The sequence below is a fragment of the Acinetobacter sp. AOR01_HL genome, from assembly GCF_027855455.1.
Lineage (GTDB): Bacteria > Pseudomonadota > Gammaproteobacteria > Pseudomonadales > Moraxellaceae > Acinetobacter > Acinetobacter baumannii.
In genome coordinates this window covers 59,487-84,718 of the sequence record NZ_JAKTIM010000032.1, presented here as the reverse complement: position 1 = coordinate 84,718, position 25,232 = coordinate 59,487, and the positions used below count along the sequence as shown (strand labels likewise).

Below are 25,232 nucleotides of genomic sequence, written 5' to 3'. Positions count from 1 at the left end.
TCAGTTTAGCTAGTCATCATTTGAACATAAGAAATCAATTAAAGCTCGGGTAGCAGAGGACATGTGTTTATGCTGCGCATATAACAAAGAAAAAGGACGTGTATGACCTGCATATGTAGTAAGTATAGGTTGTAGTTTTCCTTGTTGAATTTTTTCATTAACAATAAAGTCGTAACTTTGACATATACCTAGCCCGCTTTCAGCAAGAGTTACCAGACCAACAATATCCTCTTTTACTAAAATTCGATTTGTTGGTATCCATTGAATTTCCTCATTATCATTTTTTAAAAACCATGGAGTTATTTTGCCGCTACTGGGCAATTCAAAGGCAATACATTGATGATATTTTAATTCTTCCAAATTTTTTGGAATACCCATGCGTTTCAAATAAGCAGGTGAGGCAACAAGTTTTAAAGGTGCTTGCTCTAAAGGTCTAGCAATAAGGGCGCTGTTAGGAAGTTGTCCTTGACGGATGGCTAAATCAAAACCCTCAGCAATTAAGTCAACGTTTCGATTAGAAATACTAATTTCAATTTGAATGTCCGGATATTTCAAAAGAAATTTTTCTAATAAGGGTGGTAGACGATAGTGCCCATAAGTCGTAGGCACACTTAATTTAATTTTGCCGGAAATTTGCAGTTGCTTACCTTGAATAGCACGCTCTGCATGATCAATTAACTGAAATGCATGTTGCATCTTTTCATAATAAAGTTGACCAGCTTCAGTCAGGCTCAAATGACGAGTTGTTCTTCTAAAAAACTGAATGCCAAGTTTTTTCTCTAGCCGCGTAATTGTTCTACTAATGACTGAAGGAGTTGTTGCTAAATAAATTGCAGCTGCACTAATAGAAAGCTTTTCGGCCACAATTAAAAACACTTCAACATCGGCAAGATGATCAAATTGGCGAGACATTTTGTCCTCAAACGCAAAAAAGATTTGTGAAATGAGTTGTTTTTCTACCTCTGGGGTAAAAATAGAATATATCCATCCCAGTTATAAATCCAGCAAATGCTTGGAATGAAGGTCGAATAATGAAGAAGTTAAATCAAATAATGTTTGCAATGATTGCAGCTTCGGCAGCATTAAGTGCAAATGCCGCTCATGTATTGGTTGTATTGTCTGATGAAGGACAGTTAGAGCTAAAGAATAAGCAGGTTTTTAAAACGGGTTTTTATCTTAATGAGTTGATGCAGCCTACAAAGATGCTTTTAGATGCAGGGCATACCGTAACATTTGCCACTCCAAAGGGGAAAGCTCCAACGTTAGATGAGTCATCAAATAATGTGATGTATTTTAATCAAGATGAAAAAGCATTAAAGCAGTATGCTGGTTTATTACATGATCTAAAGTTAACTTCTGCTCAAGATTCTCCTGTTGTAAGTCTGGCGCGTATTGAGCAAATTGGTATAGATCAATTTGATGCTATTTATATTCCGGGCGGACACGCGCCTATGCAAGACCTATTAAAAGATAAACAGCTTGGTAAAGTTCTCACGGCTTTTCATAATGCAGGAAAGCCTACAGCTTTGGTTTGTCATGGTCCTATAGCCCTGATGTCAACTTTACCTCATGCTGCGGAAGCCGTTAAGCAACTTGAACAAGGTAAAAAAGTTAAAACTGGAGAATGGATTTATAAAAATTATCAGATGACAGTAATTAGCAATCAAGAAGAAGAGCAAGCGAAGGGCTTATTAAAAGGCGGTGAGATGAAGTTCTATCCACAAACTGCATTAGAGTCACTTGGAGCAAAATATCAAAGCAATACGAAAGCTTGGTCGCCAAATGTAGTGGTGGATCGTGAACTTATTACTGGACAAAATCCAGCTTCGGCTGTTCTTGTCGGTAAAACTTTATTAGAAAAATTAAAATAACTATAAAGGTTAAAGAGACTTTATAAATAAAGTCTCTTTTATTATATGGATTTGGAAAGTTAACGTTTTAAAGGATTACATATGTTATTTAATCGGCATAAACTGTAAACTATGCGCTATTTTTATGATTTGGCTTATCTTCTTATATTTATCTAGATAAGTTTTTTGGACTTTTGAGATATTTCCTCTTATGAAAGCGTCACTCCGTTTACGTCTTGATCAACTCTGTGATCGTCATGAAGAACTTACTGCATTGCTTGCAGATGCAGAAGTGATTTCCGATAACAAACGTTTCCGTAAACTGTCTCGTGAACATAGTGATTTAACTGAAATTACCGAAGTTTGGGGCAAATACCGTCAAGCAGAAGAAGATATTGAAACTGCTGAAATGATGAAGTCGGACCCTGACTTTAAAGATATGGCAGAAGAAGAAATTCAAGCAAATAAAGCATTGCTTGAAGAATTAGAAAGCCAGCTTAATATTTTGATGATTCCAAAAGATCCAAATGACTCTAATGCTGCATATTTAGAAATTCGTGCTGGGACGGGCGGTGATGAAGCTGCAATTTTCTCAGGCGATTTATTCCGTATGTATAGCAAATATGCCGAATCGCAAGGTTGGCGTATTGAAGTCCTTTCTGAAAATGAAGGCGAGCATGGTGGTTTTAAAGAAGTCATTTGCCGTGTAGATGGTGATGGTGTGTATGGCCGCTTAAAGTTTGAAAGTGGCGCGCATCGTGTACAACGTGTTCCAGCAACTGAATCACAAGGTCGTGTGCATACGTCAGCTTGTACAGTAGCAATCTTGCCTGAAATTGACGTTGATACTAACGTTGAAATTAACCCGGCAGATTTGCGTATTGATACTTACCGTGCTTCGGGTGCGGGTGGTCAGCATATTAACAAAACCGATTCGGCAGTGCGTATTACTCACATTCCAACCGGTACAGTCGTTGAGTGCCAAGAAGAACGTTCACAGCATAAAAACAAAGCTAAGGCGATGGCATTGTTAGTATCACGTCTTGAAAATGCTAAACGTGCAGCAGCCGATGCGGCAACTTCTGAAATGCGCCGTGATTTGGTCGGTTCTGGTGACCGCTCTGAACGTATCCGTACTTATAACTACCCGCAAGGACGCATGACGGATCACCGTATTAACCTAACTTTATATAAGTTGGATGCCATTATGGAAGGTGATCTAACGGAATTGCTCGATAGTTTACATCGTGAATATCAGGCAGATCAGCTTGCGATGCTTGCACAGGAAAATGGCGGTTAATGAATATTGCTCAAGCGCTTGCAATTCGTGGTGAGCCTGACAGTTATGAACGGCAGGAAAATGCTTGGTTACTTGAGCATTTTCTAAAAATCAATTCACTCGAATTAAAGTTCAGACTTGAGCAAGAGTTAACAGCCCAACAAGAGCAAGACTACTTGGCTGGTCTTGAGCGTATCCAAAATGGTGAACCTTTAGCTTACGTGACAGGTTCACAACCATTTTGGACGCTCGATTTAAAAGTAACGTCTGATACTTTGGTGCCACGACCAGATACTGAAGTTTTGGTCGAAACTGTTTTAAATCTAAATTTGCCAAAGAATGCAAATATCGTGGATTTGGGAACGGGGACAGGTGCAATTGCGCTTGCATTAGCGAGTGAACGTCCAGACTGGTTCGTCACAGCAACTGATATTTACGCGCCTACTTTAGAAGTCGCAAAAGAAAATGCACGAGCACATGGCTTGCATCATGTGAGATTTGCTTGTGGCGCTTGGTTTGAAGCACTGGAATCCCAACAATTTGATTTAATTGTTTCTAATCCGCCTTACATTGACCCTGAAGATGAACACATGCAAGCTTTGGCAACAGAGCCGCGCCGTGCGTTGGTTGCAGACCATCATGGGTTAGCCGATATTGAAATTATTATTGCCCAAGGCAAAAACTGGTTAAAACCACAAGGCTGGATTGCACTGGAACATGGTTATGATCAGGGGCAAGCTGTGCGAAATGTATTTGCTGAGCATGGTTTTAGTGAGATAAAAACTATTCAAGACTATGGCCGAAATGATCGAGTCACTTTGGCATCATTATTAATAAAATAAGAAAAACTTAAGCTGTAGAGTTAAGGGTTGCTTCCCGATAAGCGCCGGGGCTAACACCTGTCCATTTTTTAAAAGCACGGTGAAATGCACTCGGGTCATGGAAATTTAAGTCTTCACTAATATCTTGTATTGAATCATTGCTTTTGCTTAAACGTTCAATTGCAATATCACAGCGAATTTCATTTTTAATTTGTTGATAACTCACTCCTTCATGTTTGAGTCGGCGTTGAACGGTAGCTTCTGAAATATTGAGCTGCTGTGCGACATCTTTGAGTTCAGGCCATTCGGCTGGGTGAAGTTTTAATAAATGACGCCGAATAACAACACTCAATGCATTTTCATTTTTAAAGCGAACTAAAAGATTTTGTGGAGTTTGCTCTAAAAAATCGTAAAGCGCTTTTTTATCTTTTTTAATTTTTATATCTAAATAGTGTGCATCAAATTCAATCTGATTTATCTCGGCATTAAAGTCTATATCTTCACAAAAGCGTACCAAATAATCTTGAATATCGTTCGGTTTTGGACAACGTACCGCAATACTGTTTAAACTAATTCTTTGATCAACTAACCAACACATAAGCCCATGTACCAACATTAAAAAGGTTGCGTAGGTAAACATACGTTTGGGTTGTTCTTGATCATGAATCACCAAATAAGCTTTTTCTTGTTCTCGAATGAGTTCTCCTCGTATATCGTCAAGCACAAAATTAAAAAACTTCAAAATATCGTAGAGTGCTTTTTCTAAAGTTTCAGCCGTACTGACGAGTTTTGTAAGTAATTTATAACTACCACGGCGCATAGGGTGACTATCCATGCCAAAAAACTCGTCATCCATGGCATTGGCAAGTTCTATCCATAATTGTGCATACGTTGCTACCGGAACACGCGCTTTAGGTGTCATAAGTAATTCAGCAGGAATGCCAGCTTTATTCAAAATAATTTGAGTATTGAGCCCTTTGGCATAAGCCGCACTTAATGCTTCATGTACCAGTGCAATCGAAATTGTTCCTTTACTTAAAGAAGATTGGACAACCATGTCAAAGACTCATTTTTTACGTATTTCAAGTGAAATATTTCATATTCAAAATTTGGATTGATCAAAAGCTGCAAGCATTTTGAGGTTTTTTGAAATTGTATCGGAAAAAAACAACTTTTACTCTCACTACTAAGGTTAAAGAACATTTCTATAGGACGTTACATAATGAAAATTCAAGGAAAACATTTTGTGATTACAGGTGGTGGCTCTGGCTTAGGGGCTGCAACTGCTGAGTATTTGGTAAAGCAGGGTGCCTCAGTCACATTAGTAGACATGAATGTAGAAGCAGGTGAGCAGCAGGCGAAACAACTAGGACCAAAAGCTGACTTTGTAAAACTTGATGTAACCGATGAAGCAGCTGCTGAGCAGTTCTTTAAAGATGTGTTGGTTAAACATGGTTATTTGCATGGTTTGGTGAACTGTGCCGGTATTGGCCCTTCTGCAAAAGTAGTTGGCCGTGAGGGCGTTCATGACTTGGGGTTATTTGCAAAGACTTTAAATATTAATGTCACAGGTACATTTAACATGTTGCGTTTTGCAGCAGATGCAATGAGCAAAAACACGGTTGAAGAAGGGGAAGAAGACCGTGGCATCATTGTGAACACTGCTTCTGTTGCGGCATTTGACGGTCAAATTGGACAGGCAGCTTATTCTGCATCAAAAGGCGCTATTGTGGCGATGACTTTGCCGATTGCTCGTGAGCTAGCACGACATGCCATTCGTATTATGACCATTGCACCGGGAATTATGGAAACTCCAATGCTTAAGGGTATGCCACAAAATGTACAAGATGCTTTGGGGCAAATGGTGCCGTACCCATCTCGTTTAGGAAAACCAGAAGAGTTTGCTCGTTTGGTTGCCCATATTGCTGAAAACTCTTACTTAAATGGTGAAGTCATCCGTCTAGATGGTGCAATTCGCATGGCAGCAAAATAATAAAATAAGGATGTTGAAATGATTCTAAATGCTGAACAAAGTATGGTTCAGGAGATGATGCGTAACTATGCGCAAAATCAGTTAAAACCAACTGCTGCACATCGCGATAAGACCCATGAATTTCCGGCTCAGGAATTAAAAGACTTAGGCGCCCTAGGCGCTATGGGGATGACTGTGCCCGATGAATGGGGCGGTGCCGGAATGGATTATGTATCTTTGGTACTCGCAATTGAGGAAATTGCCGCAGGCGATGGTGCTATTTCGACAATCGTAAGCGTACAAAACTCTTTGATTTGCGGTATTACACTGGCATACGGTTCAGAGCAGCAAAAACAAACCTATTTGCCAAAATTTGCCTCTGGTGAATGGCTAGGATGCTTTTGTTTAACTGAGCCACATGTCGGTTCCGATGCGAGCGCGATTTTATGTAAAGCCGAGCGAGATGGCGACCATTGGGTTCTCAATGGCGTAAAGCAATTTATTACCAGTGGTAAAAATGCTCAAGTGGCTTTGGTATTTGCGGTTACAGATAAACAGGCTGGCAAAAAAGGCATTTCGTGCTTTCTTGTACCGACCAATACACCAGGTTACTTGGTGACTCGTATTGAAGACAAAATGGGTCAACATGCTTCGGACACCGCAACCATTACGTTAGAGGACTGCCGAATTCCTTTAGAAAATTTGGTAGGGCAAGAGGGTGAGGGTTATAAAATTGCGTTATCTAATTTAGCGGCTGGACGTATTGGTATTGCTGCTCAGTCTGTTGGTATGGCAAGAGCTGCTTTTGATGCTGCTGTCCAATACGCAAATGAACGTAAGGCCTTCGGTGTAGAGCTGGTTCAGCATCAGGCGGTTGGTTTTCGCTTAGCTGATATGGCGACTCAGATTGAAGCGGCACATCAGCTAGTTTTGCATGCTGCAACTTTAAAAGATGCGGGACTACCTTGTTTAAAAGAGGCCTCAATGGCGAAACTCTTTGCATCAACTATGGCTGAGCGAGTATGTTCGGATGCAATCCAGATTCATGGCGGTTATGGATACGTCAGTGATTTCCCTGTTGAGAGAATTTATCGGGATGTTCGTGTAAGCCAGATTTATGAAGGTGCTTCTGATATTCAGCGCTTGGTGATTGCTCGTGAAGTGGCTCAAGTTTAGATCATAAAGTATTGAGTTTTTAAACTTAAAACTGCAAGAAGCCGCACACTATGTGCGGTTTCTTGCAATTGAAATGATGCATTTTTGCTATTAGTTTTGTTTGAAATAGATGGAAAAGTTGAAGAAATATTCTTCAAGCTTTAGCTAAAACAATAACAGTCAGGACAGATTTTGTGGCCTTACACAAAATCAATCATCAAACGGAATGAAGGTGAGCATCATGAAAACTTTGGCAGAAGCTTATCAGCAATTTGATCTTACAAGGCTCATCGAAGAGCAACTTGTTGGGCATCCCCAAGCAATAAATGCTTATGTTGAGTGCTGTGAGCGTTATGTAGGAAAAAATAAAACAGCGCTTATCTGGGAAGGAAAAAACGGGCAGGCAGAGCACTATACGTTCGAACAACTTGCTGAACTTTCTGGAAAACTTGCTAACTTCTTTAAAGCACAAGGAATTCAAGCTGGAGATTGTATTGCAGGACTTCTACCAAGAACGCCTGAGTTATTAATTACAATTTTGGCAACGTGGCGTATAGGCGCTATTTATCAGCCTTTATTTACTGCCTTTGAAGCAAAATCGATTGATCACCGAATTACGACTGCTCAAACTAAATTGATTGTGACCAATGATGAACAGCGCCCTAAACTGAATACCTTGAATGTTCCGGTTATTGTCACTGTTCATCAAACAGGTCTTTTATCTGAGCATGACTTTGATTTTTGGCAATCTTTACAACGATATTCTGAGCAATGTGAGCCAGTAAATCGTAGCTTTGATGATGACTTTTTAATGATGTTTACCTCAGGCACAACTGGACTTGCGAAGTCTGTACCTGTTCCACTAAAAGCAATTTTAGCATTTAAAGGTTATATGACCCATGCCGTTGATTTGCGTGAAGAGGATATGTTCTGGAATCTGGCAGATCCGGGCTGGGCATATGGTTTGTATTATGGCATTACCGGGCCTTTAAGCTTGGGTCATGGCATTATTATGGATGAGCGTTCATTTAATGTAGATCAGGCAATTGAGTTAATTAAAAAATATAAAGTAAGTAATTTAACAGGATCTCCAACAGCATTTCGCATGTTCTTTGGTTTTAAGGAAAAATTTGACCCTTCAATTAAACAACATTTACGCGTAGTGAGCAGTGCAGGTGAGCCATTAACTCCTGAGGTTGTAAACTGGTTTAAGCAGGATTTAGAGGTCAATATTTTTGATCAATATGGCCAAACTGAGCTAGGGATGGTGATTGCAAATCATCATGCGCTTGAGCATCCATTAAAAGTAGGTTCAGCTGGTTTTGCAATTCCTGGGCATCGTTTTGCGGTGTTAGACCAAAATTATCAAGAATTGCCAACTGGTGGTATTGGTATTTTGGCAATGGACTCGGAGCAATCGCCATTAATGTGGTTTAAAGGCTATGGTGGCAATAATCGAAAATCGTTTGTTGGTAAGTATTATTTAACTGGTGACACGGTCACTTTAAATGAACATGGGGGCATTGATTTTGTGGGTCGTGCTGACGATGTCATTACAACTTCGGGTTATCGAGTTGGACCATTTGATGTTGAAAGTACTTTATTAGAGTGTGAGGCCGTATTAGAGTCAGCAGTAATTGGTAAGCCAGATCCGGAACGAACCGAAATAGTCAAAGCTTTTGTGGTACTTAAGCCTGCTTATCAAGCGTGTGAAACATTAAAAGATAAGTTACAGCAATATGTTCGTAACCGTTTATCTCGTCATGCTTATCCAAAAGAGATTGAGTTTGTGGACAGTCTACCGAAAACCACGAGCGGAAAAATTCAAAGAGGACTGTTGAAGCAGCAAGAAATTGCAAAAATGCAGCAAGCCTACGCAAGCTAATTTGAACAAAGGGAAATATTTAGAATTTCCCTTTATTCTTTATATTAAAGATCGGCTTTCACTTCCTCGCCAATTAAATAAAATGTGCCACCAGCAATATAGTGCAGACTACGAAGTTCTTTTGGTGCATCCTGAAAATGCCAGTGCCCATCTCTAAAAACGCGACTATCTGCCCATGCACCTACAACAGAACCAATAAATAGGTCATGAGCTGACTGATTATGTGGTTCAGGAATAAGTTTACATACCAGCCATGCGATACAACCTGATACAAGCGGACTGGTCAGATCTTTTTGATAAAACAGTTCAACCCCGCAGTGTTCAAGTTTTTGTGGGTCATCTAATTTGCTAATGGTACCAAGTTGCTTGGTCATATTGAGCTGTGCATAGCAAGGAACTTGTAGTGTGAAATAACCACTTTGCTCAACCAGCTGTCGGGTTTTAGTACTTTTATCTAAAACGACGGTCACTTTAGCAGGTTTAAACTCTAAGGCACATGCCCATGCGGCAGCCATCACGTTACGGTCATCACCATGCTGAGCAGAGACTAGTACAGTTGGACCATGATTTAACAAACGATAAGCTTTTTCTAACTCTACTGGTGCAATATATGATTGGGACATATTTAGCCTAAGTAATACAGAAAACAGATAGCTTTATTGTTGCAGAAAGTGTGAGAGAAGTAATGTGATAGGGTATTAACCGAATAAAAAGTTGTTTCCATTTTATAGCTTTCATAATGATTGACTTAGTCATAAAATCATTTGGCTTCTAAGTGAAAGGATTAACGTGTGACCGAGCTTCAAGATATCGATTTTGTAGAGTTAAGTGATGAAGAAATGCATCTCTATAGCCGTCAGATTTTACTTGATGGATGGGATATTGAAGCTCAGGAAAAACTTAAACTGGCCAATGTATTGATTGTCGGTGCTGGCGGAATAGGCTGTAGTAGCGCGGAACTACTTGCACGAGCAGGAGTCGGGAAAATTACCCTCATTGATGCAGATACCATTGAGATAAGTAATTTACAACGTCAAATCGCATTTGGTCATGAAGATATTGGACGTTATAAAGCTGAAGTTTTAGCTAAACGGTTACAGAAAATTAACCCTTATATCTGTGTTGAATACTTTAACGAACGTTTAGACGAACATAACATTGATAAACTAGTTGAACATCAAGACGTCGTTTTAGATGGCTGTGATAACTTTACAACGCGTTATTTAGTGAATGCAGCTTGTAAAAAGCATCAAGTCGCATTAATCAGCGCTTCTGCAATTGGTTTTCAGGCGCAAATGTTTATGGTTGAAGGTGATTCAGCTTGTTATGAATGTTTGTTCCCGAAAGAACAACATGCCAATGAAGGGCTGCGATGTGCGGAATCTGGTGTGCTTGCGACTACACCTGTAATGATTGCGTCATTACAAGCACATCACACTTTATTGTATTTAGGACTAAACAGAACGCCGCTAAAACAAAAACTGTTACTTTGGGATGGGTTAAATATGATGCAACGTATTGTTAATTTTGATAAAGACATAAATTGTCCACTTTGTCAGGCAAGCTAATCAGCAAATAAACCAAAATTTGCTACACTTGATTTGAATATTCTGGTTTTAAAGAAATATGAAAAAAAATATTTTATTTGATGGATTGCGCTCCGTTGCCCGCATCGGTGAAACCGCAGTAGTTGCGGCTAAAGCCGGTATTAAGTATGCAACTGATAAGCCAAGTAATGCCAAACTCATGCGTGAGACTTTTGAGTCGCTTGGTTCAACATATATTAAGCTTGGTCAGTTTATCGCGAGTACCCCATCGCTATTCCCACGTGAGTATGTAGAAGAATTCCAAGGCTGTTTAGACCAGACCCCAACTTTACCTTTTAGCTATATTCAAGGTGTACTTGCGTCTGAGTTTGAAGGGCGTGATTTAAGCCAGATTTTTAGTTATATCGATGAAACACCACTAGCTTCTGCCTCAATTGCTCAGGTTCATGCGGCTAAATTAACTACTGGTGAAGATGTCGTTATTAAAGTACAGAAACCGGGTGTTGAAACCATTTTGTACACTGACCTAAATGTGGTGCATTGGGCTGCTAAATTGCTTGAACGTGCGGTACCTAAAATTAAATTTGCCGCTCTTTCTGACATTGTTGATGAAATTAAAACACGTATGGTTCGTGAAGTCGATTTCATTGAAGAAGCACAAAATTTAGATGACTTTGTGGAATATTTAAATATTTCTCAAAACCAAGCTGCTACTGCACCTAAAGTTTATCATCAGTTTTCTACGCGCCGTGTTTTGACCATGCAGCGTTTATATGGGGTCCCTTTGACAGACTTTAGCGTTGTTAAACAATATGCTAAAGATCCATCGCAAGTACTCATTACTGCCATGAACACATGGTTTGGTAGCTTAATGCTATGCAAGAGCTTCCATGCGGACTTACATGCTGGAAATCTAATGCTGCTTGAAGATGGCCGTGTTGGTTTTATTGATTTCGGTATTGTAGGGCAGTTAAAGCCGGAAGTTTGGACAGCATGTATTGCCTTTATGGATGCTTTACAAAAAACTGATTATCAGGCAATGGCTGAAAACATGCTCAAAATGGGTATGACCCATAATAAAATTGACGTTCAGGTTTTAGCACAAGACCTAGAGCGTTTATTTAATGGTGTGTTAATGGCCGATCCACAGCAGATTTTGGCTTCTAATCCAGCCGATTTAAACGACATCATGATGGATATGGTAGCTGTTGGTGAGCGTCATGGTATTAAATTCCCTCGAGATTTTGCCTTATTATTTAAGCAAATGCTTTATTTCGATCGTTTTATGCGCGTACTCGCACCTTATACTGATATTTATGCAGACCAACGTTTGAAAATGGTTCAAAATATGGAACCTGCTTCGTTGTTAAAGCACTAAGGTCAGTTTAAATTTATGGATGCCATTATTATTGAAGGCTTGAAGGTTGAGACAGTGATTGGCTGTTTCAACTGGGAAAGACAAATCATTCAACCTTTGATGTTGGATTTAACCATCCATAATGATTTGAGCCGAGCTGCAGCGTCTGACAAGCTTGAGGACACACTCAACTATGCCCAGATTTGTGAATTATCGGCTCAAACCATTCAGAAAGCCAAGCCTGAATTAATTGAGCATGCAGCACATCTCGTTCTGCAATGTCTGTTTGAAACCTTTCCAACAATTGAAAAAATTACCATAACCATCCGTAAGCCAGCCATCATTGCAGAAGCAAATGCTGTAGGAATTCGTCTTGAACGCACCAGAAACAATTTTTGCGCTCGCCCTAGCGAGTAATTTAGACGCAGATCAGCACTTTACTTTTGCTTATACGCAATTGGCAACTTTGGGGAAAGTGCAGTTTTCATCTGTTTATCAAATTCCATGCCGAGATGGTATTGGAGATGATTATTGGAATTCAGCATGTCTATTAAAAAGCACTTTATCGTGTGATCAAATTGAATCTTTTTTAAAGAAACTTGAGTCAGATTCTGGGCGTGTTCGTCCGTCGCATCATATTTCTTTAGATGTAGATTTGATTGCATGGGGAAGTGATCTGGACCATATGCAATTTAATTCTAAAAAATTGCCGTTAGCACTCGATGTAAAAATTCCTTTATATGAACTTTGGGATTGTGAAACCTTAAAGGTTGATAGTCCGCTTTATCCAGTCGTTAATTTTAAAGTTTAATGCCTTTCAAACTAAATTTTACGCAAACTTTACGCGGGTTTTGACTTCTTCAATAGAGAATTTACGGGCATTTTATCGATACTGAAATTCACTAAATTAGTGTTATTTCAGGACAATAAAGATGCTTATAAATTCTCAAATGCGCATCTTGCATCAGTCTGGCATTGTCTTATGCGGACTTAAAACAAATGATATTTCTCCATCTCTCCTTATTTCCAGTTTGGCAAATCAAGCCAAGGGGTATAGAGGAGAATAGCCATGTTAGAACTTATACTTGTTTTATTTATTGCTATTTTTCTAGCATGGTGCCTCAGTAAATATCTATCCAAAGTGATGGCAAATCAGCCGATGTGGGGTGATGGATTATTTCGCTGGATTGAAAATCCTGTATATCGCTTGTTAGGTATATCTCCCCAACAACAAATGAACTGGAAACAATATTCTTTAGCATTTGTTGTTAGCTGTATTTTTTTAGCTGTAGCCGTTTTTGCTATTTTTATGACGCAAGCATGGCTACCATTAAACCCTAACCATGCACCAAATATGAGTTGGGATTTAGCGTTACACACGGTTATTTCATTTTTAACTAATACCAATCAACAGCATTATTCTGGGCAAGCTCAGTTATCTTATTTATCGCAAATGACAGGTATTGTAGGTTTGCAAGTCATTACGCCCATGATGGGGCTGGCTTTGGTTGTTGCAACATTAAGAGCTTTCTTTTATCAGCGTCCAAGTCATATTGCGGCCGATGTTGCCGAGCAGCCAGATCAAATTTTAATTGGTAATTATTGGGCAGATGTAATTCGTCCTACAGTTCGCTTTTTGCTTCCACTCTGTTTTGTCTGGTCATTATTGCTTAACAGCCAAGGCGTGCCAGCAACTTTCCAAGGCGGGCCAGAAGTACAGCTTATTGATAAAGCCAATAGCGTTGAAACTCAAAAAATTCCTTTAGGGCCAGTTGCGCCAATGGTGGCGATTAAGCAATTAGGTAGTAACGGTGGTGGTTGGTACGGTCCAAATAGTTCTGTGCCTTTAGAAAATCCAACACCACTTTCTAATTTACTAGAAATGATTGCGATCTTACTTATTCCAATTACAGTCATTTTTATGGTAGGGCATTTTACTCAGCGTAAAAAATTTGCCTACTTTGTGTTTGGCAGCATGCTTTTCATGTCGATTATTTCAGGTGCAGCGGCTGTCTGGTCTGAGAGTATGTCATCGACAGCATCTCAGCTTGCCGTAATGGAAGGTAAAGAACAACGATTTGGACCAGCTGCATCAGCAGTTTGGGCAGCTATCACTACACAGGTGAATAACGGCTCGGTCAATATGATGCATGATTCTTCTGCGCCGCTTACCGGTTTAGTCGAACTCATTAACATGCTGATTAATGCCATTTGGGGTGGTGTGGGCTGTGGTCTGCAACAGTTTATGATTTATCTGTTACTCGCAGTATTTATTGCAGGTTTAATGACAGGTCGTACTCCAGAGTTGTTTGGACGCAAGATTGAAGCAGCAGAAATTAAGTTGCTCGCGATTATTATCTTGATTCAACCTCTTGTTATTCTTGCATTTACCGCATTAAGCCTCAGCGTTCCAGGCATATCTGGAATTAGTAATCCAGGACCACATGGTATTAGCCAAGTGTTCTATGAATATGTTTCTGCATTTGCCAACAATGGTTCAGGTTTCGAAGGTCTTGGAGACAACACTGTATGGTGGAATGTCACTTGTAGTATTGCTCTACTGTTAGGACGTTTTCCGACCTTAATTTTGCCATTAATGGTCGCAACACGTTTAGCAGCAAAAAGAAAAGCACCCGAAACAGCAGGTAGTCTTCAGGTTGAAACTCCAACCTTTGCTTTAACGCTGATTACGATTGTTGTGTTGCTTACCTTATTACAATTTATGCCAGTTCTTGTCCTTGGGCCAATTGCCGATCAACTTTTGTTGGTTAAAGGCTAAGGAGGCGAGTGAAAAATGAATACACAAACTCATGTAAATAGCCATAAAAAAACCATGGCAGTGCCAAATTTTGAAGTTTGGAAAAATGCATTTGTGAAACTGCTACCGCAGCACGCAATTAAAAACCCTGTGATGGCAATTGTATGGCTTGGAACAGTGGTTACAGGCATTAGTACAATCTTAGGTTACACCACGCTGTTATTTGGTTTAGTGGTTACAGCAATTTTGTTTATTACCATTTTATTTGCTAACTATGCCGAAGCAGTTGCAGAGGCTAGAGGCCGTGGGCAGGCATCTTCACTACGTGCAGCAAGAGAAAATTTAACAGCTCGAAGACTCAACTCTTTGACAGACCGTCAAGCGACTCAAGTTGCAGCGACCGAACTTCATTTAAATGATTTTATTGAAGTACATGCAGGTGAGCTTGTTCCAGCCGACGGTGAGATTGTAGAAGGCTTTGCAACTATTAATGAATCGGCTGTTACAGGTGAGTCAGCACCTGTGCTACGTGAAGCTGGAACAGACCGTTCAGGTGTTATTGGTGGAACCAAAGTACTTACAGATTGTATTGTTGTGCAAGTGACTGCTGAATCTGGTCAAAGTTTCTTAGACCGTATGATTGCTTTGGTTGAAGGCTCAAATCGCCAGAAAACTCCGAATGAGATTGCGCTTGGCTTCTTGTTAATGGTGATGACAATCACGTTTTTAATTGTCGTGATTAGCTTGCCATTTATTGCCAAGTATTTGCATATTGAACTTGATCCAGTTGTGCTCGTGGCGTTATTGGTCTGCTTGATTCCTACAACCATTGGGGGCTTGTTACCTGCGATTGGTATTGCGGGGATGAACCGTGCACTCAAGGCCAATGTTTTGGCGAAATCAGGTAAAGCTGTAGAAGTCGCGGGTGACATTGATGTGCTTTTACTCGATAAAACAGGAACCATTACTCATGGTGACCGTCAAGCGACTTCATTTTATCCCTTAACTTCGGTAACCGAGTCAGAGTTGAGAGCTGCTGCTTGGGTAAGTTCACTTGCCGACCCAACACCAGAAGGGAAATCAATTGTTAAGTTGGCAAAAGAGCAAGGCTTAAAACAGCAAGAACCAGAGCAAGCCGAATTTATCTCTTTTAGTGCTTCGACTCGAATTTCTGGCGTGAATTTACCGAATGGCGACCAAATTCGTAAAGGTGCTTTAGATGCAATCTTGAAATTTGTAGATGAAGATTATTCTCAAGATTTAGAGTTAAAAGCACGTGTTGAACAAGTTGCCAAAAAAGGAGCAACACCTTTAGTCGTCGCTAATCAACATCATGTGTTGGGTGTGATTGAGCTTTCAGATGTGATTAAACACGGTATTAAAGAACGTTTTGCTCGTTTAAGAGAAATGGGTATTAAAACTGTCATGGTTACAGGTGATAACCCATTAACTGCGGCCGCGATTGCTGCTGAAGCAGGGGTAGATGACTATATTGCCGAAGCAAAACCAGAAGACAAATTGGCTTGTATTCGCACCGAACAACAACGAGGTCGTTTAGTTGCAATGGTCGGTGACGGAACCAACGATGCGCCGGCATTAGCACAAGCTGATATTGGTCTAGCCATGAACTCGGGTACACAAGCTGCAAAAGAAGCCGGCAACATGGTTGATTTAGACTCAGATCCAACCAAACTACTCGCTGTCATTGAGATTGGGAAACAACAGCTGATTACCCGTGGTGCTTTAACAACATTTTCGTTAGCAAACGACGTCTCTAAATACTTTGCCATCTTGCCTGCATTGTTCGCTGCTGCGATTCCACAAATGCAAGTATTGAATGTGATGCACTTAGCAAGTCCAAACAGCGCGATTTTATCTGCATTAATTTTTAACGCGATTATTATCCCGCTATTAATTCCAATCGCACTCCGAGGCGTCAAATTTAAACCTTCAACTGCAACTCAGTTACTACGTCGAAATATGTTGATTTATGGAGTGGGTGGTGTGGTTCTACCATTTATTGCCATCAAAGCGATTGATGTAGTGATTGTTCAATTATTTGGTTTGTAATCTGGAGTTTGAAATGAAAACTTATGCACAAAATTCAGAAGCAAATTTGGGTCAGACCTTAAGAGCATCTTTGGGATTATTAATTTTTACTCTGGTGGGTTGCGGTGCTATTTATAGTGCGATCGCTACAGGTGCGGGACAGGTGTTATTCAAAAATCAAGCAAATGGTAGTTTGATTGAAATAGACCATAAAGTTTTAGGGTCAAAATTAGTTGCTCAGCCATTTGTTGGAGAGGCTTATTTTCATCCACGTCCTTCAGCAGTCGCTTATGACCCGATGGCGATGGCAGGTACAAACTTAGCGCGTACTAATCCTGAGCTACAGCAACAAATTGATGCTCAGATTCTTGCTGTGAAAAAACAAGATCACACGGGCAATACACCTATACCAAGTGATTTGGTGACTAAATCTGGTAGTGGTATTGATCCGCATATTAGTCCTGAATCTGCTCAGTTACAGGTTGCTAGAGTGGCTCAAGCGCGTCATTTAGACCCTAAGGTTGTGGAAGAGCTTTTGCAAAAGTATGTTGAACCGAAGCAGTTTGGTGTATTGGGGCAAGCTCGTGTTAATGTATTAGAGCTAAATATTGCCTTAGATCAATTACAATCTACACATTAACTTAAAAATAAAGTTGTTAGTTTACCGGATGATATCAAGTGCAAAGCAATCGCGAAAATCAGGCTGAGGCCTTATTAAATCATGTCAACAGATATCAAGCCGGTCGACTAACGGTCTTTCTTGGTGCGGCACCTGGTGTAGGAAAAACTTATGCCATGCTCGCCCGCGCCAAAGAATTATTTCAACAGGGCACAGATGTCGTTGTTGGTATTGTTGAAACCCACGGAAGAATCGAAACTCTAAAAATTTTGGAAGGGTTGCCTCAGATTGCTAGAAAGGAAATGCAATATCAGGGGCATACTTTAGAAGAAATGGACTTGGATGCTATTTTACTTAGGCATCCGCAAATCGTTTTGGTTGATGAGTTGGCTCATCGCAACGTCCCAAATAGTCGTCATGAACGACGGTGGCAAGACGTCAATGAATTGCTAGACGCAGGTATTGATGTATTTACGACCATAAATATTCAACATTTAGAAAGCCTGAATGATGTGGTGTACCAGATTACGGGCATTCGAGTAAATGAAACGGTACCAGATCGGGTATTTGATCGTATTCGAGACATCCGCTTAATTGATTTACCCGTCAGTGAGCTCATTGAAAGGCTCCACCAAGGAAAAGTCTATGTGCCAGAGCAAGCAAATCTGGCATTACAAGGCTTTTTTAGCATTTCAAATTTAACGGCATTACGTGAACTGGCAATGCAATGCGTTGCTGAACATGTCGATTCAGATTTAAAAGAGAGCTATGCCTCTAAAGGTTTGAAGTCTATCTCGTTGCAAAATGAATTGATGATTGCGATAGATGGGCAAGGCTCTTCTGAATATTTAGTGCGAGCAGGCTGTCGTTTAGCAGAACGTAATGGTGCTACATGGACTGTAGTAAATGTTGCTAAAAGTTTGGACTTTGGACAGAGTTCAGTGAGTTCTTATAAAAAAGAATATATTGAGATTGACCGTGCGTTTGAGTTGGCTCGACAACTAGGTGGTCGAACTGAAGTTTTATATGGGCCGCGAGTTGCATCAGTGTTAATGGATGCCGCCGTTGATCGAGGTATTTCAAATCTGGTTATTGGCAAAAGTATTTCACCGTGGTGGTTAAAGTTATTTAAGAAAAATTTAGCTCAGCAATTATTAAATCAAGAAAACTCGATTGCTTTAACAATATTGCATCCAGAACAAGGCACTAAAAAGACAACTCAACTTGAAAAGCCATCATTTTTATCATTAAAAGAAAGCATTTTTGTTTTAGCTGTGACGTGCGGTAGCATTTTTATAGCTCACTTCGCCGAAGTTCTATTTGGTATTGAAGACTTCTCTGTCATTTTTATTATTTCTGTTTTAATTGTTGCAACGAAAACCCGAATGTTAGCTGCCGTAGTGGCAGCCTTAATATGTTTCTTGGCCTATAATTTTTTCTTTATTGCCCCGCGTTATACCTTTCAGATTTCAGCACACCAAGGGGTGGTCACCGTTGTTGCTTTTTTTGCAGCAGCTTTAATTGCTGGGCGTTTGGCTTCTCAGTTACGCCAGCAAGTTTTATCTTTAAAAGCTGCCAATGCCTACACTACGGTAATGCAAGACTTGGCACGTAAGCTTTCTAGTGCAGTGAATCTTGAAGAAGTCATGCAAACAGGATGTATGACTTTAGAAACACAACTTCAAACTAAAGTGTGGATTTCTATTCGAGATAAAATAATTTCATCTGATATTGAGCTAAACGATAAAGAAAAAGTAGCCGCAGAATGGTGTTTAAAACATCAACAACCGTGCGGGCGTTTTACCGATACACTTAGTCAATCAAACTGGTGGTTTTTACCTCTTTTAGAGCAGAAAAATAGCCTAGGTATAGTGGGAATTTACTTTAAGGATGAAGTGGTTTCCTTAAATTTTGAGCAAAAAAAATTGACTGAAAGTGTAATTGAGTACATTGCACAGGCAGCACTTCGAACCCAATTGGTAAATGAGCTTGAACAAGCAAAAGTCACCAGTGAAACAGAGCGCTTACGTTCTGCTTTATTATCTTCGGTATCGCATGATTTACGCTCGCCACTCGCTTCTATTATTGGGGCAGCAGACACACTTGCCAATTTTAAAGCTGAAATGACAGAACAAGACCAACAAGATCTGCTTCAAACAATTCATTTAGAAGGTGAGCGCTTAGACCGTTATATTCAAAACTTGCTTGATATGACCCGTTTGGGACACGAAGGTCTAACTTTAAAAAGAGACTGGATTGGGGTAGATGAGTTAATTGGTTCGGCAACCCGCCGTTTAAAGCGTTATAAACCAGATACGCAAGTGGTCGTTCAGTTACCTGAGCAACCAATTAGTTTGTATGTTCACCCAGCACTGGTAGAGCAAGCTATTTTTAATGTTTTAGAAAATGCCGCAAACTTTTCACCTCCAGATGAACCTGTCATGATTCTTGCTCAACTTTCGTCAGAAGATGAAGTAAAAATTGAAATTGAAGATAGAGGTGCGGGAATTCCTGAAGACGAAAGACATCGTATTTTCGATATGTTTTACACGATGGAACGAGGAGACCGTGGAAAGTTTGGTACTGGTTTAGGGCTTACAATCGTAAAAGCGATTATTGGTGCTCATATGGGTACAATAGAAGCATTTTCAGGGCGCCAAAATAAAGGTACTTTAATTCAAATCAGATTACCCATTCACCCCGTAAAAGAATAAGTTGTAAATTCATGATAAGTTCCGAAACATCACCTGTAGAAACACGCATTGTGATTATTGATGATGAGCCTCAAATTCGTAAATTTTTAGATATTGCTTTAAGAACTCAAAAATATAAAACCACGCTCTGCGAAACGGGTTACAAAGGCCTAGAGGCTTTGGCAACCCAAGGGGCTGACTTAGTTATTCTAGACTTAGGTTTACCCGATTTAGATGGGAAAGAAGTCCTTCAAGAATTACGTAGCTGGTCAAATGTGCCGGTTATAGTCCTATCTGTACGTGCTGATGAATACGAAAAAGTTGCTTTGCTCGATGCTGGTGCAAATGACTACATGACCAAGCCTTTTAGTGTTCAAGAGCTTTTGGCACGCATACGTGTCATCTTAAGAAATCAACCAATCCAGCAAGAAGCACATGTTTATGACGATGGTTATCTTAAAGTCGATGTCACACAACGTTTGGTTTGGGTCGAGCAGCAGCCAATTACTTTAACTCGAAAAGAGTTTCAACTTTTGACGCTATTAATGCGCTACCAAGGACAGCTTTTAACACAGCCACAGCTCTTAAAAGAACTATGGGGGCCAACTCATCAGGAAGATACTCACTATTTACGTATTTTGGTGGGTAAGTTGCGAAGCAAACTGGGAGATAACGCGATTCAGCCACGTTATATTGCTACTGAGCCTGGTGTTGGGTTACGTTTTTTAGCTAAGCAGAAAAATAATTAATGAAATATAAAAAAACCTTAGGGTATTTCTCCCTAAGGGTTTGCAAAGTGGTTTATAGTTTTTTTGCTTTTTTATTTATATATCCCAATGTTGTTCTGCTTCAGTCATTTGGGTGTAAATGCTTTGATATTCAGCCTGTTTAACTGTGTACCAATGCTCTACAAAGTCAGTTCCTAAATATCCTTTTAAAATAAGGCTTCCTTTAAATATTTTTAAGGCTTCTGGTTGGTTGTTGGCTAATAAAATGTGCTCGTCTGGAAATTTTAAAAGATGGGCAGGTTTTGGTAGCGGTAACTTATGAGATAAGCCATAAGACGCGCCTGCTAAAATAGTCGCTGTAACTAGATAGGGATTACAGTCCGCTCCAGCAACACGATATTCTAAGCGTTGATTTTGTACATCTGAGCATGGAATTCGGATTGCGACATTACGATTATTGGTATCCCAATTGGCTTCTAATGGCACGTGATGACCAATTTTAAAACGTCTATAAGAATTAATATTAGGAGCTAAAATCGCCATAGATGCAGGCATTAACTCAATGAGTCCACTAATCGCGCTCAATAATTTGGCTGAAAGCTCATCTTTTTTTACTTCTGAACTAAATATATTTTTATGGTATTGATTAAGTATGCTCATATGAAAATGCATGCCACTACCAGCCTTTGCCAAGTTTGGTTTCGCCATGAAACAAGCGGTTAAGTCATGCTTTCTTGCGACTTGTTTTACAATTCTTTTTAAAGCATTAATTTGATCGCAGAGCTTTAAAATATCATGGCTGTGTTGAAGATTTAATTCGTATTGTCCAGGCGATGACTCTGCAACAATAGCGGTAATTTCAATAGATTGAAGTAGGGCTGCTTTCTCAACTTCATCTAGGACTTGTTGATAGTTATTTGGCGCATCTATATCAAAACATTGGTTTTCTGAACATGTCTCGAATTGATGCTGAGGTGAGAAAAGATAAAACTCTAGCTCGGCAGCCATGACAGGGAAATAATTATTAGCATGTAACTGATTTAATAGTTTTTTTAATATATTACGTGGTTCATAGCGACAGCCAGAACCATCTTCTTCTTGCATGGATAGGTAAAGCTGAGCATTTAATTCTGGGGATAAGGCACTGGGTTGCAAGCTGCCTAAAATGGGCAGGCAAAGTCTATCTGGTTCACCAATATATTTTCCCAGTCCTGTTTCTTCAATCACTTTTCCATCAAGGCTCATGGCATAAACAGAAAGAGGAAAATAACAACCATTAGATAGATTTTTCAAACTCTTAACATCAATACGTTTGCCACGAATATGCCCGTTTAAGTCATGTAGACAAATATCAATGTGCTGAGTGTGAGGATATAAACTTAAATATTCATCAACTTCTTTTAAAAAAAGATCTGCGTTGAAAGTATGATCTTGTGTCGGTGGAATAAAATCATCTGATATTTTAAATGCCTTAAAGTGAGGATCTTTTAAGTTTAAATTTGGGTAAATAAGCGTACTCATTATAAAAAACCTTGGTGGTTATTTAGCTCAAATCCTACCGTAGCCTTTGGCGTTAATCCCGTAAAAAAACAGTAAAATAATAAATAGTTTATTTATAAGTGAATTTAGTTTTTTATATTAATAATCAATAAGTTAATTGTTGTTTTTGTGGTAAGGTTTTAAAGTAAAATTAACGTATAAGGGCCATCAAAGAGTTGTCTGATCGTTCATGATTTCGCTTTTAAAATTAAACATAATTAGGAATTGTGATCCTTAAATTTGGTGAGATGGTCAAACTGCTTTAAACTTAAAATCTTATCCAGTTAAACATTTATGTATAAATCTTGAATTGAGCAAGACTTATATAGTGTATGTACTGGAATTTTATTTTTTGCGTTTTTTTTAATTTTTATTTTTGAGTTCTCTTAATATGAAAAATATCGGTTTAGCCATTTTAGCAATCAGCCTTTCAGGTTGTGCTGCAATGAGCGTAGAAGAATGTAAGACTGCAAATTGGTCATTAGTGGGTGAGAAAGATGGTTCGAAAGGTTCTTCACCACGTTTAGATCAATATTACAAAGCATGTGGAAAAGCCAATATTGTTCCAGATCAAAAGTCATATGAACGTGGGTATAAAGAAGGCCTAGGTTATTATTGCCAGCCATCAAATATTTTTTATAACGCTTTAGAGGGTAACGGCAATATTAATGTATGCCCAGTTGAGCAGCGTAATCGTTTAAGACCTTATTATCGAGCAGCTTCCGATTACTACAATGCAAAAGCTGAATATGATCGTTATGACGAAAAGTTTAAGCAGTATTCCGATAATGCTTACAACGAAAAATTAAAGCCAGAAGAGCGTGAACGTTATCGTAAGCTTTTAAGAGAATTACAAATTGATCGTGACCGTATTAACAGAAACTATTGGAACTCAATTCGAGATATCGAACGTTTTAAATATGATCATGGATTAAAATAATATTTTAAAAAAGGATTGATCTGAATGAGATCAATCCTTTGTTTTTTTTAAAGATAATAACTCGTTTTTGTCATTAACTTTGAAATAGCAGTCATTGTGATTTTTACTGCATAGGGTAATTCAACACCACCTGCTTCAAGTGCAGTATGACGGTGATGCAATTCATCTTCATTCATTTGCTCTAGAATTTTGCGCGAGCGTTCATCTTGTGCTGGTAACTGATTTAAGTGATCTTGTAAATGTAGACTAACCTGACGTTCAGTTTCAGCAACAAAACCTAAGCTATATTTATCACCTGCAATACCGGCAAGAGCACCCATACCATATGAAAGGCCATACCAAATCGGGTTCAATAAACTTGTATGACTATTTAGCTCTTTTAAACGGTCTTCACACCAAGCTAAATGATCTTGTTCTTCAATCGCTGCCTGTTGCATTTCGCGGCGTACATTTGGCAATTTCGCTGTCAATGCTTGCCCATGATAAAGTGCTTGAGCACACACTTCACCACTATGGTTAACACGCATTAAACCTGCAACATGGCGAGCATCTTCTACACCAAGTTTTGCTTCTACTGTTTCAGCTGGATTTTGGCGCTGTGCTGCTGTTGCACCCGGAACAAGACTACGTAATGCTTGATCAAAAGAGTTAATAAGTTGATCAATTCCAGTATAGTGGCGCATAAATTAGTCCTCCAAAGAAAGATGTGCTGTGGCAAGCATTGGTTTTAGTCGGGCAAGAAGCCATTTACTAAAGATTGCACTAAGTACAGCTGTAATAATAAATAGTATTTTAATATCAATTTTTAAAACACTTAAGATTAAGATTGAGAAAATTGCAGAAGAAACCATAAAAACGGCATTTAAGATGTTATTTGCTGCAACCACTCGGGCACGATGTGAACGTGGTGAGTAAGCCTGCATCATGGCATATAGAGGAACAATATAAAAACCGCCACTAATACCCAATAAAGTCACAGCAATCATGACATGGTAGTAAACCCAGCCTTGGGTAAAAACATCTTTTAAAGTCAGTAATGCTCCAGTTCTTTCTGGTACAAAAGCTAAACTGGCAGCAAGGTAAAGCGCAAAAACAGTAAGACCAACTGCACCGATTGGTACCATTTTAATATTAATTTCTGAACCACCGATTTTGCGGCAAAGAAGAGAACCCACACCAATACCGACTGAAAAGAAAGTGAGTAATAGGCTAACCACATTTTCCGATGCATGAAGGTTTTGCTGAGTCAACTGCGGAATTTGGGTTAAATAAGTTGCTCCATAAAACCAGTACCATGAATTACCTAACAAAATTGTAAACACTAACGGTAAGCTTTTGGCATATTTAATAGTTTGAAAGCTTGTACGAATAAAGTTCCAGTCAATATCTAAATCAGGTGCGGCAACTTTTTGTGGCAAGATGAAACGGCTGAATAAATAACCTATGCAAGCAATCGCTACTACAGTAATACTAATCCACAATAAGTTTCCATCTGATGATGCAATTACGGCACCACCCAAGATCATTCCGAATAAGATGGCCATGGATGTACCAGACTGAAACAGGGCATTGCCAGACATGAGTTCATGTGGTTTTAAGATTTCTGGCAAAATGGCATATTTAATGGGACCAAAGAAAGTTGAATGTGTGCCCATCAAAAATAGGGCTAAAAGAAGCAACCATAAATGCCCCAATAAAAAACCGGCAGAACCGATGAGCATAATAATGATTTCTAAAATTTTTATGCCACGGACAAGTTGTGAACGTTCATACTTATCAGCAATTTGTCCGGCAGTTGCTGAAAAAAAGAAATATGGCAAAATAAACAACAATGCTGCTAAATTATTGAGTGTGCTTACTGGGGCAGATTGTTGCTGAATCCAACCATAAGTAATGACTAACAATAAAGCTTGCTTATAAACATTGTCATTTAATGCGCCAAAAAACTGGGTAAAAAACATCGGTACAAACCGACGTGATGTCATCAGGGATTCATCTTGTTTCATCATGTGCAAGCTTCATTGAGTTTTATAAAAAAAT

22 protein-coding genes are annotated in these 25,232 nt (G+C 39.3%); 16 read left to right on the top strand and 6 right to left on the bottom strand.

Features of this window, described 5'->3' with window-relative positions:
* Positions 1 to 9: 9 nt before the first annotated feature.
* Positions 10 to 912, bottom strand: coding sequence for a LysR family transcriptional regulator (locus MKL62_RS09405; RefSeq protein ID WP_005128353.1), 903 nt, complete (start codon positions 910 to 912; stop codon positions 10 to 12).
* A gap of 119 nt (positions 913 to 1,031) precedes the next feature.
* Here MKL62_RS09405 and MKL62_RS09400 point away from each other — a divergent pair, with 119 nt between their 5' ends.
* The 3 genes from MKL62_RS09400 (at position 1,032) to prmC (ending at position 3,971) form a co-directional block, all read left to right on the top strand.
* A complete protein-coding gene (locus MKL62_RS09400) occupies positions 1,032 to 1,871 on the top strand; it encodes a type 1 glutamine amidotransferase domain-containing protein (protein WP_005128354.1) in 840 nt (279 codons plus the stop codon).
* A 190-nt stretch (positions 1,872 to 2,061) separates the two neighbouring features.
* Complete coding sequence (gene prfA, locus MKL62_RS09395) at positions 2,062 to 3,150, top strand: peptide chain release factor 1 (RefSeq protein WP_000648005.1); 1,089 nt, start codon at positions 2,062 to 2,064, stop codon at positions 3,148 to 3,150.
* Positions 3,150 to 3,971, top strand: a complete 822-nt coding sequence (prmC, locus tag MKL62_RS09390; RefSeq protein WP_005128355.1) for a peptide chain release factor N(5)-glutamine methyltransferase — start codon at positions 3,150 to 3,152, stop codon at positions 3,969 to 3,971. Before prfA ends, prmC begins: the two co-directional genes overlap by 1 nt.
* A gap of 7 nt (positions 3,972 to 3,978) precedes the next feature.
* Here the strand turns inward: prmC and MKL62_RS09385 are convergent, their stop codons facing one another.
* Entirely contained in the window at positions 3,979 to 5,007 is a 1,029-nt protein-coding gene (locus tag MKL62_RS09385; RefSeq protein WP_000261455.1) for an AraC family transcriptional regulator, read from the bottom strand.
* Between the two features lie 165 nt (positions 5,008 to 5,172).
* On the opposite strand from MKL62_RS09385, the gene MKL62_RS09380 reads away from it, so the two are divergent.
* The 3 genes from MKL62_RS09380 (at position 5,173) to MKL62_RS09370 (ending at position 8,962) form a co-directional block, all read left to right on the top strand.
* A complete protein-coding gene (locus MKL62_RS09380) occupies positions 5,173 to 5,943 on the top strand; it encodes a 3-hydroxyacyl-CoA dehydrogenase (protein WP_005128356.1) in 771 nt (256 codons plus the stop codon).
* Positions 5,944 to 5,961: 18 nt separating this feature from the next.
* A complete protein-coding gene (locus MKL62_RS09375) occupies positions 5,962 to 7,098 on the top strand; it encodes an acyl-CoA dehydrogenase family protein (RefSeq protein ID WP_000602463.1) in 1,137 nt (378 codons plus the stop codon).
* A gap of 220 nt (positions 7,099 to 7,318) precedes the next feature.
* Positions 7,319 to 8,962: an AMP-binding protein gene (locus MKL62_RS09370; RefSeq protein WP_005128357.1), complete on the top strand. Its 1,644-nt coding sequence runs from the start codon at positions 7,319 to 7,321 to the stop codon at positions 8,960 to 8,962.
* A 44-nt stretch (positions 8,963 to 9,006) separates the two neighbouring features.
* Here MKL62_RS09370 and MKL62_RS09365 read toward each other — a convergent pair whose 3' ends face one another.
* On the bottom strand, positions 9,007 to 9,585 hold the full coding sequence (locus tag MKL62_RS09365) for a flavin reductase family protein (protein ID WP_000083683.1): 579 nt from the start codon (positions 9,583 to 9,585) through the stop codon (positions 9,007 to 9,009).
* Between the two features lie 168 nt (positions 9,586 to 9,753).
* Here MKL62_RS09365 and MKL62_RS09360 point away from each other — a divergent pair, with 168 nt between their 5' ends.
* The 9 genes from MKL62_RS09360 (at position 9,754) to MKL62_RS09320 (ending at position 20,734) form a co-directional block, all read left to right on the top strand.
* Positions 9,754 to 10,530 (top strand): HesA/MoeB/ThiF family protein, encoded by a 777-nt coding sequence (locus MKL62_RS09360; RefSeq protein WP_000137898.1) that lies wholly within the window; start codon positions 9,754 to 9,756, stop codon positions 10,528 to 10,530.
* A 58-nt stretch (positions 10,531 to 10,588) separates the two neighbouring features.
* Positions 10,589 to 11,887 (top strand): ABC1 kinase family protein, encoded by a 1,299-nt coding sequence (locus MKL62_RS09355; protein ID WP_000739367.1) that lies wholly within the window; start codon positions 10,589 to 10,591, stop codon positions 11,885 to 11,887.
* A gap of 15 nt (positions 11,888 to 11,902) precedes the next feature.
* Positions 11,903 to 12,283 carry a dihydroneopterin aldolase gene (gene folB, locus MKL62_RS09350; protein WP_000338779.1) on the top strand — a complete coding sequence of 127 codons (381 nt, stop codon included), beginning with the start codon at positions 11,903 to 11,905 and terminating at the stop codon, positions 12,281 to 12,283.
* Positions 12,240 to 12,677 carry a 2-amino-4-hydroxy-6-hydroxymethyldihydropteridine diphosphokinase gene (locus tag MKL62_RS09345; protein WP_005128359.1) on the top strand — a complete coding sequence of 146 codons (438 nt, stop codon included), beginning with the start codon at positions 12,240 to 12,242 and terminating at the stop codon, positions 12,675 to 12,677. Before folB ends, MKL62_RS09345 begins: the two co-directional genes overlap by 44 nt.
* Positions 12,678 to 12,935: 258 nt before the next feature.
* On the top strand, positions 12,936 to 14,645 hold the full coding sequence (gene kdpA, locus MKL62_RS09340) for a potassium-transporting ATPase subunit KdpA (protein ID WP_005128360.1): 1,710 nt from the start codon (positions 12,936 to 12,938) through the stop codon (positions 14,643 to 14,645).
* A 15-nt stretch (positions 14,646 to 14,660) separates the two neighbouring features.
* Entirely contained in the window at positions 14,661 to 16,694 is a 2,034-nt protein-coding gene (gene kdpB / locus MKL62_RS09335; protein WP_005128361.1) for a potassium-transporting ATPase subunit KdpB, read from the top strand.
* Positions 16,695 to 16,707: 13 nt separating this feature from the next.
* Positions 16,708 to 17,313 (top strand): potassium-transporting ATPase subunit KdpC, encoded by a 606-nt coding sequence (kdpC, locus tag MKL62_RS09330; RefSeq protein ID WP_005128362.1) that lies wholly within the window; start codon positions 16,708 to 16,710, stop codon positions 17,311 to 17,313.
* A 38-nt stretch (positions 17,314 to 17,351) separates the two neighbouring features.
* Positions 17,352 to 20,006, top strand: a complete 2,655-nt coding sequence (locus tag MKL62_RS09325; RefSeq protein WP_005128363.1) for an ATP-binding protein — start codon at positions 17,352 to 17,354, stop codon at positions 20,004 to 20,006.
* A gap of 11 nt (positions 20,007 to 20,017) precedes the next feature.
* A complete protein-coding gene (locus MKL62_RS09320; RefSeq protein WP_005128364.1) occupies positions 20,018 to 20,734 on the top strand; it encodes a response regulator in 717 nt (238 codons plus the stop codon).
* Positions 20,735 to 20,809: 75 nt separating this feature from the next.
* On the opposite strand, the gene MKL62_RS09315 is transcribed toward MKL62_RS09320, so the two are convergent.
* Complete coding sequence (locus MKL62_RS09315) at positions 20,810 to 22,234, bottom strand: glutamine synthetase family protein (protein WP_005128371.1); 1,425 nt, start codon at positions 22,232 to 22,234, stop codon at positions 20,810 to 20,812.
* A gap of 409 nt (positions 22,235 to 22,643) precedes the next feature.
* On the opposite strand from MKL62_RS09315, the gene MKL62_RS09310 reads away from it, so the two are divergent.
* Positions 22,644 to 23,192: a DUF2799 domain-containing protein gene (locus MKL62_RS09310; RefSeq protein WP_002132149.1), complete on the top strand. Its 549-nt coding sequence runs from the start codon at positions 22,644 to 22,646 to the stop codon at positions 23,190 to 23,192.
* Between the two features lie 47 nt (positions 23,193 to 23,239).
* On the opposite strand, the gene coq7 is transcribed toward MKL62_RS09310, so the two are convergent.
* Both coq7 and MKL62_RS09300 read right to left on the bottom strand, forming a co-directional pair.
* Entirely contained in the window at positions 23,240 to 23,875 is a 636-nt protein-coding gene (gene coq7, locus MKL62_RS09305) for a 2-polyprenyl-3-methyl-6-methoxy-1,4-benzoquinone monooxygenase (RefSeq protein ID WP_001216787.1), read from the bottom strand.
* Between the two features lie 3 nt (positions 23,876 to 23,878).
* A complete protein-coding gene (locus tag MKL62_RS09300) occupies positions 23,879 to 25,201 on the bottom strand; it encodes an MFS transporter (protein WP_005128373.1) in 1,323 nt (440 codons plus the stop codon).
* Between the last annotated feature and the right edge of the window lie 31 nt (positions 25,202 to 25,232).

What these genes read in the sequence shown, in the direction of transcription:
- MKL62_RS09405 (WP_005128353.1), bottom strand. Translation starts at nt 912, where the DNA reads ATGTCTCGCCAATTTGATCATCTTGCCGATGTTGAAGTGTTTTTAATT.
- MKL62_RS09400 (WP_005128354.1), top strand. Translation starts at nt 1,032, where the DNA reads ATGAAGAAGTTAAATCAAATAATGTTTGCAATGATTGCAGCTTCGGCA.
- prfA (WP_000648005.1), top strand. Translation starts at nt 2,062, where the DNA reads ATGAAAGCGTCACTCCGTTTACGTCTTGATCAACTCTGTGATCGTCAT.
- prmC (WP_005128355.1), top strand. Translation starts at nt 3,150, where the DNA reads ATGAATATTGCTCAAGCGCTTGCAATTCGTGGTGAGCCTGACAGTTAT.
- MKL62_RS09385 (WP_000261455.1), bottom strand. Translation starts at nt 5,007, where the DNA reads ATGGTTGTCCAATCTTCTTTAAGTAAAGGAACAATTTCGATTGCACTG.
- MKL62_RS09380 (WP_005128356.1), top strand. Translation starts at nt 5,173, where the DNA reads ATGAAAATTCAAGGAAAACATTTTGTGATTACAGGTGGTGGCTCTGGC.
- MKL62_RS09375 (WP_000602463.1), top strand. Translation starts at nt 5,962, where the DNA reads ATGATTCTAAATGCTGAACAAAGTATGGTTCAGGAGATGATGCGTAAC.
- MKL62_RS09370 (WP_005128357.1), top strand. Translation starts at nt 7,319, where the DNA reads ATGAAAACTTTGGCAGAAGCTTATCAGCAATTTGATCTTACAAGGCTC.
- MKL62_RS09365 (WP_000083683.1), bottom strand. Translation starts at nt 9,585, where the DNA reads ATGTCCCAATCATATATTGCACCAGTAGAGTTAGAAAAAGCTTATCGT.
- MKL62_RS09355 (WP_000739367.1), top strand. Translation starts at nt 10,589, where the DNA reads ATGAAAAAAAATATTTTATTTGATGGATTGCGCTCCGTTGCCCGCATC.
- folB (WP_000338779.1), top strand. Translation starts at nt 11,903, where the DNA reads ATGGATGCCATTATTATTGAAGGCTTGAAGGTTGAGACAGTGATTGGC.
- kdpA (WP_005128360.1), top strand. Translation starts at nt 12,936, where the DNA reads ATGTTAGAACTTATACTTGTTTTATTTATTGCTATTTTTCTAGCATGG.
- kdpB (WP_005128361.1), top strand. Translation starts at nt 14,661, where the DNA reads ATGAATACACAAACTCATGTAAATAGCCATAAAAAAACCATGGCAGTG.
- kdpC (WP_005128362.1), top strand. Translation starts at nt 16,708, where the DNA reads ATGAAAACTTATGCACAAAATTCAGAAGCAAATTTGGGTCAGACCTTA.
- MKL62_RS09320 (WP_005128364.1), top strand. Translation starts at nt 20,018, where the DNA reads ATGATAAGTTCCGAAACATCACCTGTAGAAACACGCATTGTGATTATT.
- MKL62_RS09315 (WP_005128371.1), bottom strand. Translation starts at nt 22,234, where the DNA reads ATGAGTACGCTTATTTACCCAAATTTAAACTTAAAAGATCCTCACTTT.
- MKL62_RS09310 (WP_002132149.1), top strand. Translation starts at nt 22,644, where the DNA reads ATGAAAAATATCGGTTTAGCCATTTTAGCAATCAGCCTTTCAGGTTGT.
- coq7 (WP_001216787.1), bottom strand. Translation starts at nt 23,875, where the DNA reads ATGCGCCACTATACTGGAATTGATCAACTTATTAACTCTTTTGATCAA.
- MKL62_RS09300 (WP_005128373.1), bottom strand. Translation starts at nt 25,201, where the DNA reads ATGATGAAACAAGATGAATCCCTGATGACATCACGTCGGTTTGTACCG.